At 41.6% G+C, this 12997-nt stretch carries 12 protein-coding genes; 4 read left to right on the forward strand and 8 right to left on the reverse strand.

Features of this window, described 5'->3' with window-relative positions; genetic code table 11:
* Window positions 1–134: 134 nt before the first annotated feature.
* From AB4161_RS00060 to AB4161_RS00085, 6 genes are all read right to left on the reverse strand, one after another.
* Window positions 135–836 carry a hypothetical protein gene (locus AB4161_RS00060; RefSeq protein WP_372082495.1) on the reverse strand — a complete coding sequence of 234 codons (702 nt, stop codon included), beginning with the start codon at window positions 834–836 and terminating at the stop codon, window positions 135–137.
* A 76-nt stretch (window positions 837–912) separates the two neighbouring features.
* Window positions 913–2865 carry a helicase-related protein gene (locus AB4161_RS00065; protein ID WP_081230268.1) on the reverse strand — a complete coding sequence of 651 codons (1953 nt, stop codon included), beginning with the start codon at window positions 2863–2865 and terminating at the stop codon, window positions 913–915.
* Window positions 2866–2979: 114 nt separating this feature from the next.
* Window positions 2980–3339: a hypothetical protein gene (locus AB4161_RS00070; RefSeq protein WP_372082497.1), complete on the reverse strand. Its 360-nt coding sequence runs from the start codon at window positions 3337–3339 to the stop codon at window positions 2980–2982.
* A gap of 113 nt (window positions 3340–3452) precedes the next feature.
* On the reverse strand, window positions 3453–3932 hold the full coding sequence (locus AB4161_RS00075; protein WP_081230266.1) for a lytic transglycosylase domain-containing protein: 480 nt from the start codon (window positions 3930–3932) through the stop codon (window positions 3453–3455).
* Between the two features lie 150 nt (window positions 3933–4082).
* On the reverse strand, window positions 4083–4403 hold the full coding sequence (locus AB4161_RS00080; RefSeq protein ID WP_081230265.1) for a hypothetical protein: 321 nt from the start codon (window positions 4401–4403) through the stop codon (window positions 4083–4085).
* 36 nt (window positions 4404–4439) lie between these two features.
* Complete coding sequence (locus AB4161_RS00085) at window positions 4440–4598, reverse strand: hypothetical protein (RefSeq protein WP_154723766.1); 159 nt, start codon at window positions 4596–4598, stop codon at window positions 4440–4442.
* A 424-nt stretch (window positions 4599–5022) separates the two neighbouring features.
* Here AB4161_RS00085 and AB4161_RS00090 point away from each other — a divergent pair, with 424 nt between their 5' ends.
* Both AB4161_RS00090 and AB4161_RS00095 read left to right on the forward strand, forming a co-directional pair.
* A complete protein-coding gene (locus AB4161_RS00090) occupies window positions 5023–5301 on the forward strand; it encodes a hypothetical protein (RefSeq protein ID WP_372082499.1) in 279 nt (92 codons plus the stop codon).
* Window positions 5302–5459: 158 nt separating this feature from the next.
* Window positions 5460–6890 (forward strand): DnaB-like helicase C-terminal domain-containing protein, encoded by a 1431-nt coding sequence (locus AB4161_RS00095; RefSeq protein ID WP_157939158.1) that lies wholly within the window; start codon window positions 5460–5462, stop codon window positions 6888–6890.
* Here the strand turns inward: AB4161_RS00095 and AB4161_RS00100 are convergent.
* Entirely contained in the window at window positions 6887–7897 is a 1011-nt protein-coding gene (locus AB4161_RS00100) for a hypothetical protein (protein ID WP_372082501.1), read from the reverse strand. The genes AB4161_RS00095 and AB4161_RS00100 overlap by 4 nt on opposite strands.
* A gap of 178 nt (window positions 7898–8075) precedes the next feature.
* Here AB4161_RS00100 and AB4161_RS00105 point away from each other — a divergent pair, with 178 nt between their 5' ends.
* On the forward strand, window positions 8076–8837 hold the full coding sequence (locus AB4161_RS00105) for a DsbA family protein (RefSeq protein ID WP_162299047.1): 762 nt from the start codon (window positions 8076–8078) through the stop codon (window positions 8835–8837).
* 730 nt (window positions 8838–9567) lie between these two features.
* Entirely contained in the window at window positions 9568–9906 is a 339-nt protein-coding gene (locus tag AB4161_RS00110) for a hypothetical protein (protein WP_154723768.1), read from the forward strand.
* A gap of 90 nt (window positions 9907–9996) precedes the next feature.
* Here AB4161_RS00110 and AB4161_RS00115 read toward each other — a convergent pair whose 3' ends face one another.
* Window positions 9997–11946, reverse strand: a complete 1950-nt coding sequence (locus AB4161_RS00115; RefSeq protein ID WP_372082502.1) for a replication initiator protein RctB domain-containing protein — start codon at window positions 11944–11946, stop codon at window positions 9997–9999.
* Window positions 11947–12997 lie beyond the last annotated feature (1051 nt).

Raw genomic sequence — 12997 nt, forward strand, 5'->3', positions numbered from 1 at the left:
AGTGTTACATCAGAAAAGGTATTTAAATTAACGATAATCAGGGGATGAGGTTCACTTTCCCACAACTAACTATCGCAAGGTATAGTGTTGTTTAACTCCGCCTTTAGAGCTTGTATTAAAGCAAGAACAAATCGCTAATATTCATCGCACAAAATAACGTTAGATGGTATTTCAATGTCACAACCATCTTTATCTTCAATACTTATGCCGCCGAGGTGGAAATTGATTCCGAGGTAAAACCGCTCTAAACATGCTCGACCTCCTGCGTTAGTTCCTTGACCAGCAACTTCGACGTCCACATATCGATATTCGTTGTTAAATTCATCAAACACTTTTTGCCTAGATATCAAGCGACCCGTTTCATAGGCCATTATCTGACCTCGAATGCCATTTCTATACTTGGGCTTAACGTAGACCATTTCCAAAACGACTCTAATCGAATAGTACCCATCATCGTTATGTTCAAACTTACTTAAGCTGCAAAACCCGATCAATTCTTTTGGGTTTCTAGGGTCGACAAAGAAAATGAGCTCATAGAGATTCGGGTCAAGAAAACAACGTACATTAATCCCTTTCTCGCTTTCCGGTATCGACTCTCTTACACTATCAAGAGTGAATAGTTGGTTTTGAATTGGTATTGAAACCATCCAGTTATGTTCTACAATCTCAGTTTGATTAATTTGTGTATTGAAAATATCCCCGAAACTGTAAGTAGATCCGCACATTGTTTCAAATTGAATTTTCAATTGATGGAATAAATCAGAGTACTTCAATTTATCCATATGCTCTAAAGTAGATTCATCCAGATCAGAATAATTTTTGTATTTAATTAGCATAATGGTGCTCTCCGTAAATTGCTCATGCCTGACTGTCATTTATTGAGCGTGATGTCAGTTTCAGAAATTAATTCGTTTAGGTTTCTGATCCCTTTCCTGTCAGTCTTTCTAAGGTATCGGTTAGCAGACCAAGCGATAATTGTTGGTCGACCAAAATGCATTTCGACGTTCCTGACTGATTGTTGCCATTCTTTAAGTCCCCCATACCCCGTAATTGCAAGTCAGCCTCTGCCAAACTGAACCCATCAGAGTGATTGACCAACAAATCCAGTCGGTCTATGGATGGCGTTTTGAGTTGGGTAGTAGGCAGTAGGTCACAATGCCCGATACCTCCTTCCCGCGCTACGCGACCTCGGATCTGGTGCAGCGTAACCACACCAAGATTTTCAGGGTTCAGCACAACGACATAGTTCAGTTTTGGTATTGTGATCCCAACCTCAATCAATGTGGTCGCAATCAATATTTTCCCCTCACCCGACTTCATTGCATTTATGGCAGTCTCATTGTCTTGTTTAGACAACCCACCATGGGACAATTTAACGATGTCACCATACATCGCTTTCCAGTCATCAAAGAGTTGTTCAGCACTGGCTCTGTGTGAAACAGCTTGAGCTTTGGATTCACCTTTCATGGTGCTAATGATTAACACCTTGTCACCACGATTGATGCGTTCTTCAACTCGACAGATAACCTCATCGATTTGGGTATGCTCGTAACGGGTAGTGATCACTTCTCTAGGTGTGTGGTACTTGGTTAATTTGAAGTACGGCAGCATGCCAAAACTCATCATCGCTTGCGTTCTAGGAATGCACGTCGCACTCGACAACAACAGATGTGTCCGGCCATGAGTTATTAATGTGGATTCTTTTTGTTCAAGCCCCATTTTTTGCTCTTCGTCGATCCACAGTAGGTCGATAGGCATATTGTTGTGATGATGGAGCAAAGCCGTCGTACCAATCACGACACGGGTGTCTTCTGTCATCTCGTTGATGCATCGATAGCCTTTACCTACGAAGTTGTCATGCTCACTCTCAGACAATAAAAACTCGATGCCAATATCTGGCCAGCAGTTGTCGATCTCTTTATAGATTTGGGCTCCTAATATTAGGTTGGGAACCATAATGACGACACAACCACCAGCATCAACAACATGACGTGTCAGTATCGCGCCAATGACGGTTTTCCCCGTCCCCACATCCCCGAATAAGACACTTCGTGGGGCTCTGTTGTTAATCGCGGCTTTGATACCGCTCACGGCATCCAATTGTTCATCCGTCAGTTGAAACGGGACGACATCATTGAAATAGGTATCGTCTTTGTCGAGCTGAAATGGGTGAGTTAAATTTGGTTCGCCTTCCACTTCTGAGAACAACAAAGTAGCTGCTATTCTTTGTAGTATAGCGTTGCATTGTTCACTTTCTTCCAATGAATTTGGGAAATGCACAAATCTCAAAACCTCTTCTAAACACAGCGAGTGCGCTTCTAACAACCGTCTAATTTTCCCGTTGCTTAGATTTAATTTCGCTAATTCTTCTCGTATCTTTCTTGCCGTCAATGGGATCAGTTCATCAATATGCTGCTCCAAAAACTCAGCATACTTCAACCCTTTGAGTTGCTTACTTTTGACTTTATAGACCGGAGTGATTTTACCAATGAATTTTTCATTCAATGGCTGCGGGTGGTTGATAAACAGCGCGGTTCCGACTTGTTTCACTTTGCACAAGTAATAACCTCGATCATTAAGTCGACTTGCCAATTGTTGGCCGTATTCACTGTCTAATTTGGCAAAATGAGAAAAACGTTGAGCGACGTTTCGGGAGTCAACAATGCTGCCATTAATGACAGTCGTTCGATTGTATGATTCAGAAATAGAAGTCACTGTCCCTTGAATAACCACACAGTCACTGTCCGTAAGATAGGAAAAGTCAGACACCACTTGTCTCGTGTCCAGATACGCTTCAGGTAACCGCAACAACACTTGCCAAACAGGAACTTTAAATGTGTCTTTGATGTACTTTATATCCAGCATTCTCGCGTTTCATTCTGATTCAATAATGCAGTAGTTATACACGTCTGAGCACTATCATTTAGTTACGATGGCTCTCAGTAATATGAAGTTGATTTAGAACGTCTTTACGAACGCTTACTGCTTTAGAGTCAGCTCATAAACCTTCTCGACCGGTTCTTCGATGTACCTACGTGTAACAGTTAACTCAACACCGCTGGTGGTTTTGGTTATTCTAAAGTTTTGGTTTGGAGACTGAGCCAAAACAGAGCCGTCATCATTAACAATCACGTCAACGGGTAATCGTTTCCCAAACGCCTCAATGTAGTCAGCTCCGACGTTGAATTCTGCAGCGCGGTCTGACGATACAGAGCTCCACTGGCCAACATAGGCATGAGAATCATCGAAGAAAACAGAAGAGAACTTTAGAACCAGAACACCAGACAGTACGAGTACACCACATAGGGTCAGTGTCTTTCGATTTATACGTATCGACATAATGAATTCCTATAAACATGAGAACCCCATATTACTTGTGGTAGAAGTCGATTTTGCTAAATAGCGAGGGGAATTTGAGCTGCTATTTGATATTTGGGGAGTCGAAGTTAGCTCTAATCCTGATACCAATACTCCGAGCAGTTCAATGATGGTCGTTTCAGAATGTAATCCCAAGTTTTCATTGTTCTGATTAGATAATTGGTCTTGATGTTGACTGTCTTTGAGTTATAGCAACCGACGGCTTCCCAAACATTACCCTTAGCGTAGGTAAGGCATCCTTTGAATATATCTGCACTGATACGGATATTGAGAACAGGGTCAGTGGCAACATCTACCCAAGACTTATTAGGGTAGTTTCGTAAGATGTATTTGGAATGGATTGTATTCACCTGAGCGGGACCCAAGTCATAGGAATCGTTAGTATTTTTTACTTTACTGCCGATTTTGCCCCCCTCGCCAACCACAAGTAAGTTAAGAAAGTCTCTCGGGACATACTTCTCTCCTGCGACTTCAGCAACAATGCTGCATCTACTCGCGTTTGATAAAGCAACAGTATCTAATTTTGTGTCATGGATATCTGGCAAGAAAAACACGGAGATTCTCCTTTTCGTGGCCAATGATTGAAAGTCAGTATTGACTAAGTATGTTCCTGTGGTGATACACCTTTTCTCTTCATCTTTAATCTTCACTCGTTGAGCGGAAGTTTTTGATGAGGGAAGTACCCGACAACGTTCTGTCCCTCACTAGTCATTTGAAACAACTAGCTTCAAGCTAGGCTTAGTTAAACCAGGTTTTGCTTTAGGAACTACCCCCCCGATTATGTCTCCGTGACGATTTTTGATTACATGACCAGTGAATGCGAACTGGTCTAAAGCATCTCTCAGTTGAGGATCGTCCGTTCCGATAGTCGCGAGGTACAATTCAGGCTCGTAACCGTTGGCTTTCAATAGCTTTAATGCTTTTTCCTTATTACTTTTTTCCTTAGCGTTTCGCAAATAAGCAATCGTCTTTTGGAGTACCAATGTCGCTATCACAACTGAAATGATTAAAAGAAGGTTTGTCATTATTATCTCCTTGTTACGCTGCTACTGGTTTAAGTTCTACGATTTCGTAGTCAGGAAATCACACATTCCTGCAACTGTTCCATAGCAAGCGACTGAATTCGCAGGGAGCTTTAGCGTCGTTTCACTGTTTGAATTATCAGCGAGTGCAACCGAAGCGACCGTCATCAAACTCAACAATACAACCATCTTTTTCATTAACTACCCCGGCAACTCTAAGAGGATTTAGACTCTGACTGTCAGTTATACACGTCTAATCACTTGGGTTTACGAATTAGCGAAGCCATTTAAGCTTCTTATTTGACAATGGCACTCGATCCCAATCACATGATGAGGGATCGTCTTCAAATGAGGTAAACAGATAAAATCGTCCCACTAATTACATTTCTACGTCAGTGTCTATGCCATATTTCTCGTACTGGTTGTCTTGATGAATGGAACTGGAAACGTTATGGAAATGAATACAAAGTGTGTCCCTGTCAGAACCGCTGCGTGCTTAATTGTCGCCTTCGCGTGTTTGGCCGTGTATATGCTCACACCCAGCCGCACCGATTACTTAGATGCACGAGTAAACTTGTTATTTTCTCAATGCAGCTCAAGTCTTTTGGAAGATGAGTTCAAAATGGAACCATGTGAAGAGCTCTATCGAACCTACGCCAACATCTCGCGCAGTACCGCTTATCACTACATATCGGATAACGTGATGTTTAAACTTCATGGCGAGATTTCGAAGCTGGGCTACTCGTTGGACATCAACCAGGTCACCGATGGATTTATGCAAAAACTTCCGTCAGGCAAATACCACACGACACGACGCAATAACATCATCGACGCATTGATTAGCTCTCCAACAGAGTCCGTCGATTTTGATTATGAGGGAGGCATCGACGCCTCGCTTTAGTAATTTGGGAAACCCAAAAATCCAATCGTTTGATTGTTGCGATTGAACCCACTCCGTTGTTAACTTTTTGGGTTTCCCTACCACCTCCCCCACTCAATTCTCTAAATTCACTCTCAAAAGTTGTATCAACTATGTCCTAGTATCCGATGGGCATTACCATGTTAAAGTTTAATTTATACCACCCAGTGATTAACCTCATCCTCTCCCACGATGGCGTTATTGACGAACTCGACCTAGAAACTAACGTTGTCAGTGATACAGCGACACGGGTTCTCATCGATACCTGCTTCCAATTGCACGAAGATAAACAATCAATCGATTTAAACACGATTAAAGCGCGTGTATACGCTGAGTATGGGCAAGAGGGAGTCGACGCGATTACTACAGTTGCCATGGAGTCACTAGCGCAACCAGCAAACATAAATGCTCTTTCTGACTATGTTTCGCAAATCAACGACACTAACAACAAACGAACACTTCAGGTGGAGCTTCAAAAGCTATTAACACAATGTTCGTCAAACAAGACGACCGATGAAATCATAGGTTCGATGCATTCTGTTGTTGAGTCTTATGACGAAGTGGAAAAGGACAATGAGCAAGGCCCAATTTCATTGAAAGATGCCTTTGCTGCAACGCTGGACAACATGGAGCGCAGAAGCAAAGGGGAATTTAATGCATTTAAGTCGGGCTTTGCATGCTTTGAAGCACTTGGTGGATTCCGACCTGCAGATTTCATCATCCTTGCAGGCCGTCCATCTCATGGCAAAACCACCTTACTCCTGAACGTTATCAAAAACTCAAGTTATCAAAACGATGCACCATTCTTATTTTTCTCCCTTGAAATGAGCTCAGAATCGATTGGAGAGAATTTGCTATCTAACTTGGCAAGCGTACCACTGAGTAATATTCGAAACGCCAGCATGAGTGATACTCAATGGGCTGATTGTTCATCTGCGCTAGGTAGATCCGGTGATTACAATATTGAGATGGATGACGGTTCAATGACCGTCGAGGAGTTGTGTCGTCGCGCACGTCGCTTTTATCGGCAGCATAATGGAAAGATTTCTGGTATTGGTGTGGACTACATTCAGTTACTAACCAGTGAAAAATACAAAACTGATAATAGAAATTTAGAAGTCTCAGAAATATCACGACAGCTCAAAGCGTTGGGGAAAGAGTTACAAGTACCTGTTGTAGCACTATCCCAATTGTCTCGCGATATCGAGAAGCGTGCTGATAAACGCCCAGTGAATTCCGACTTACGAGAGTCAGGTTCGCTAGAGCAAGATGCGGATATCATCTGCTTTATTTATCGACCGGAAATGTATGATCCTCAAAATGAACCTGGTGTCGCTCATTTGATTATTAGCAAAGCTCGTAAATCAGCTATAGGCTCTGCAAAAACAACCTTCATTGGAAAATACGCTCAAATTAAAGATTCCTTCAATTACACGCAAAGCGCACCACCAGCTGCGTCACCTATTGCTGATCAATACCAAAGGACCGACAACAAAAAGCAGAATACCGAAACTAACGATACTCTGCCAAACAACAGTCCCAATGGGAGTGGAATTGAGTTCATCAACTAAGCAAGCGCACGTTCCCATGACTTAGAAAGTGACTTATGTGCGCCTAGCTTTTGTAAGGCGCTTGTCTTAACTTGGGTATATCGAGACGAGGAGAAACCGAGAGATTCAACCAAGTCGTTTCGATTCAATGTACCGGCTACTAATCCCATCTCATTCATGATCACAATTTTCTCGTTCGCATTGAGGGTCTTTAACTGGGCAATCAAGTGCTGTCTCAACTTAAGATGCGTCAAATCTGACACCACATTGTCGCTACATCCACTAGTTACCCCATATCGATTGTCGTTCGAACCTTGCTCAAAGTCATACAATGGTTTGGGTAAGTACGATGATGCACTGGAATCTGGGGTCAGCTTGTTGTTGGTTTTCTCGGAATTAATTTCAATTGCTTTTGAATAAGCGCCTGAAATGTCCCGGTCTGATACTTTCACCATCAGTGTATGGTGGAGCTCTTTTCTTGATACAACGGTCTTAACGCGAGCGCTCGCGTAAGTATCAAAGCTCGCTATACCCGTATGCTTATAGCAGCGTGCAGCACGAATCGTTTCCAAGGCAGCCTCTTGTACACGATCTGAAAGATAGTCGATATCATAGTTATGGCGGCGTAGTAACTTGCGGAAACTGTTTAATGACTTCAGCGTTACGTTCTGGATAGCAGTATTCAGATCTTTGAGCTGAGTCGGCTCAGGGCAACCTCGTTCCACCATTTCGTAAACCACGAACGCTGTCACTTGTAATTCGTTAAGAACAAAGTCGTCAGTTGCCTGTGACTGAAGTAGCTCTGTTGGAGTGTGTCTGTTAGAGACAACGTGGCCAACATAATTGGCGCAAGTTGCATCATTGGCAATTTCTGAAAGCTTCTGCCTCCAATTCGGTGTTGTTTGAGTAATTTCTTTGAACACCTTCCTTGTTGTAGTGGCCAATGTTTCAAGCACTTCTGATTGCGATTCTTTTACAGAATTAAAGCTTTCTGTAATGAGGGAATTCATTCTACTGATCGGGTCCATAGTAACGCTCCATACATTTTTTCATAACTGGGGTGGGTAAACTCATTATGGTTTTCCCCGATCATCGCGTCAATTTTCTCCCCCCGTTTCAATCTATCTCGAAAAAAAGTTCTCTTAATTGAAAACATAACGTTGTTCATCGAGCACTATGTTACGACCACTCAAATCGAGGAATCTAATGATGGCACCTTTGTTCAAGAAGACAGCGACGACTTTATTCACAATTTTGGCAATTGGTTCTGCAGCTACCGCATCAGCTTCTGAAGTTGAAATGTCACAACAACAATTCAACTCGATGCTTATGAAAGCGTTCCAATCAAACCCTGAACTCTTAATCGCAGGAGTGGAATCCGTGAGGACATACCAAACAATGAAGCATAAACAAATGTTTTCAAAATCTTTGTATTATGATGAAGATACGCCGGTTCTTAATGAAGCTGGAGAGATCACTGTGGTGGAGTTTTTTGACTACGCATGTGGAGTATGTAAAAGGGGTGCAACGGAGTTGGCTCCCCTTTTAGGTAAAGACAAACGCATCCGATTCGTGTATAAAGATGTGTCCATTTTAGGTGCTAATTCCACTGAATTAGCAAAGATAGCCATTGCTGTAAATCAGATCTCTCCCAATGCGTATCCAGCATTCCACAAAGAGCTTCTTTCAATGCAGCAGTCCATCCCACAGAAGGCATACGAGCTTGCTGAACTGATGGGGCTAGACAGTACGCTTATCAAAAAGACTGCGAATTCGTCACAAGTAAGTGCTATTTTAAATAAAAATAATAAACTTTTTAGAGATCTGAAACTTACTGGAACTCCAACTTTTTATATTGGTGAAAAAAAGTTTGGGGGCCTAATCAGTCGTCAACAGATGATCGAAGAAGTGAACCTTCAGTATAGCCAACTGGTAAACCAAACTAATAGGCAGGCAGTTAGTAAATAGGAAGCATCGTATATTGGTGTGGAGGTATTTACTCGTATGGCCCTGCAAAGTCACTCCAAGGAGGGAGTGGAGCAGACTAACTATAAGTAGTAAGGCATAACTACGAAATCACCACACATACTCCCCCGTTCTTCGGGGGTTTTTTTTACTTATAGTGCCACAAGCTAGTCACTATATTGCTATAGCCTGTCGTCATTGTGCCACAAGCCAACCACCAGCGGCTCCACCAAGTTCAAAGTTAAGCCAGCCGGTTTGCATATAAACTATACAAAACCACACACCATTATTATAATTACTTCAGTTCTCAAAATCTTCTAAGTTCTCTGCCACTATCCGGTAGTTCCCTTATTAGTCGGGTGATATGTCCCGTTGATCATACCAGTCCTCGACTGAATTTATTGAAAATGTATTTTTCACTGATCCCTCATCGCGTGTAGCAACCGTCACACAGCACACCTAAGCAGATTGCCTCAGTCTTCTTTGGCGTGCTGTGTGGTGACAGTTACGTGTGGTGAAAAGTCGGATAACCTGGGGATAGGCTTCGACTTAACAATAATATAAGTTGCCCTGCATTGGAGCGGGGCCTTTTTTTTTCTAAAAAGACACTTTACCCTTGGCATTTTCAGTTTCCTAACTTGAACAACTCTTTTATTTTCATTTTCCTTCATTGAAATGGTCGTTGATGTATACATAAGAAATCACCACGAGATCAAAACAAAGGTTATCTACCATGAGAAAAGTCACGTTGTACTTACTTCCGCGAGGGAACACTCATCACACCGGCCCCGACTTCTATAAGTTCATCGATTCAACGTACAAAAAGGAATTGGAACTCCCTTCTGAACTGATTCAAAAAGGGGTGATTCTAACGTTCGGTGATGGCGAAGATTCGTATCATGTGTGTATCCAAGAAATCCACTATCTAGTGAATGAAGCAATAACTGAGGTGCTGTGTAGCTACTGCAACAATGATTTTAATGAAATGGGTATATTCGGTAAAAAAGAATTCTTCGATGCCTTTCTAACGCGGCTGGTGGCTGACCATTGGGTAGTTTCAGACGACAATTAAACAAAAAAAAGAACCCGATGTGTGGTTTCTTTTTTTTAATAGGTAATCATACTTAGTGACTATATCGACTTTCTGTGATTTTCAGTCTCTTTAGCTTACTTGAGCCAACTTAGATGAAATGAAAGCGGCAAGCTCATCTAATTCTCCATTGACCCACTGGTTAAATCTCTTGGCTCTCAATAGCTTTACACTGTCGATTAATTCACTTTTTGATAACTTGATATTATGCCCAGTTTCCAAGCGGCTCATCAGGCTGTAGAAGTGTTCGGATTCAATTATTGTCTCACCATAAGTGAGTTTCTTAAGATGGCCTTGCACTTTATGTAGCGCTTCTACAGCAACATCTTTATTAGTATTTAAATCCATGGAAACTAAGTGAGCAATACGGTCTATGTGGTGTTCATCGTCATAGGCAGATATTGTGTATTCAGATTCTAATAATTTAAATTTTCGGTAATTCGCGAAACGTCTAGTTGTATGTGTTACATATTTAAACAATAGGTCATCGCGGAGTGCATCTACGAGTACGTTACGTTTCATCTCATCTGCTAACGCAAACTTGTTGACCAACGGGTTCATTATCGTTGGAGCATTCTTTTTGCCTTCCTTGAAGGTTGAACCTGTAGCTTCTATCATCTGTTTCTCATCACAGTCAATTACGGCCACGTAGTTACCATCTTGATTCTTTCTGAATGAAATATAGTACCCGCACAAATTGTAGTCTTTGGTAATCATTTGTTCATTGCGCATTACCAAATCACCTGGTTTGCATTTATAGATTTCCAACGCAGCTGTGATGTCATTATGAAGCTTTTTATCACTCCCATCGAAAAACATATGTTCAGCAATTAACGATAGCTCCAAAGACTCATATCCTACTCGCCTCACACGCAGACACATGTAGAAGAGGAGTAACAGAGGGTCACCAACTGCAATCTGTTTGGGTAAAGTGAAAAATACTTCTTTCTTAGCCAGAATTTCGATTAGTTTGGGATGAAACGTATAGAAGAACAGTGTCGGCTTTACTTCAACGCCGTTCTCATTGATAACGGGGGCGAGTTTTGAGTTGGTTTCCAGTTCAATAATGAACTGGAAGTCTTTTTGCGTGAACAGTTTCTGAAGTTCTTCATCTACAATCACACCGTCTAGATCGGTCCACTCATAAACTGTGTGACGTAATTCTTGAATTTGTTCTCTTATGCGATCACGAGTCTGACCGTTATCACTCAGACCACGTAGATACAAAATTTCTTCTAGTTTTGCAGCACACTCAGTATTTTCGAACGGACGCGAAAACCGCTTAGTTTTCATTGCTCGGGCGTTATATGCGATAGCTAACGACAATAGTGCCATTAAGGTTTGGATAGCACCTTTAGTCGATACTTGTTCATGCCCCTTTGCAGCAACCGTATAATTACCACCTTTTGGATGCTTGAATTGGACAAGCGCTTTAGGGCTGCCATTCCGCTTGTTTGGAGCCAGTGCTATGTACTCAGTAGGTAAGATTTGTTTGTCATAAGGCATACCCTTTGGAAGATAAGGTCGCAGATCAACATCCTGTTGAGATAGAGATTTCTTCTGAAGAGCATTTTTGACACTTTCACGATTAGACTTTTTATTGCCTTTGGGACGATTGCGATCCGTTAGAGAGTCACGATCAGCAATTATAGCTAGGTCCACTTTTTTAGCTAAGGTGTAAATATTTGAAGTAGACCGTTTTTGACCGTTGTGAGTGACTTCATGTAAGACTAAGAACCCTAAGTTCTTAAGCTCCATCAAAGTACGTCGAAGGGTTGCAGGTTTAATTTCATAACGTGCCTCTACGCCTTCTTGAAATACTTTATTGGCTATGCCACTGTGTGATTTAGCTAAGGCGATCAGGTGTTGAGCAATAGTGCGTTGCTTCAAGCCTAAACTCATGTCCTGAATTGTATCAAATAACTCAACATCAGCTGGGTCGAAAAGAAAAAGAGTAAAACGCCTTTTCAGGTCAATTTTTTCTAGCAATTCAGGTGAGATATCGTTGAGTTCTATCGGCATGTGCTCTATCACTGTTTTTCATGATGCTTTAATCATAACTGTTGAACAAGAATAAGCAACCCTATCATGATCATCTAGATTATTTTGATTAAGTTATTAAAAATATGATCTTTTTAAAGATGATTTCTTTAGTTGATAAAGGTTTAGTGATTAGTATGATTACACCCATAACTAACCGCTGATATTTGTTTATACAACTCTTGATCGCTCAATTTAGTGCGGTGATACATACGCTTTACGTAAGTCTATGTTTTATAGTTAAATGCTATTCTTTTAAATCTATATTCTTATGATCGCTCATTTAGGAGCACTCATAAAATTGGCTTGTGGATAGATCACGATTTGATCTTTTGATCGCTCAATTGGATCTTTTGATCGCTCAATTCCCAGCTCTTGATCGCTCAATTACATCTTTTGATCGCTCAATTGTGTATTCTTGATCGCTCAATTGCTTTATACAGCTTATACAGGGTTACTCACACATTACCAACAGGTAATACACGTCAGGTTGATGCTTTAATCACTGGTAAAATGTTATGATCGCTCATTAGGAATGTTATATCATCCCTGAATAAATCCTTGATAATCAATGATTTGATAGCCTAGCTATCACTGCATGAAACTTTTCTTATTATGTGAGCAATATCCCAAAGAATTTCACCAAAGCCTTTCTCACTAAGATGGCCATCAGCAATGGCCTTTTATTTGAATTTACCCCAGTAGTGCAATGAGCGCTCAAGAACACATTCCTCGGCAAGCACCGCTGTATGTAGCTTTCATATCCCTGCGCCAAAATGAGCGATCATGAGTGAATTGAGCGGCAAGTCCCGTCATATAAGGGTTCTGCATCACTGCACGGGAATGAGCGATCAAGAATACATCGCCCACCAAGCACCGCTGTATGTAGCTTTCATATCCCTACGCCATAATGAGCGATCATGAATGCTTTGAGTTGCATGCCCCATCGGGTAAGGGGTTAGCATCACTGCACGGTAATGAGCGATCATGAACGGATTGAGTGGCATGCCCCATCGGATAAGGGGTTAGCATC

It is taken from the genome of Vibrio sp. 10N.286.51.E5, from assembly GCF_041469125.1.
GTDB classification, from domain to species: domain Bacteria; phylum Pseudomonadota; class Gammaproteobacteria; order Enterobacterales; family Vibrionaceae; genus Vibrio; species Vibrio crassostreae_C.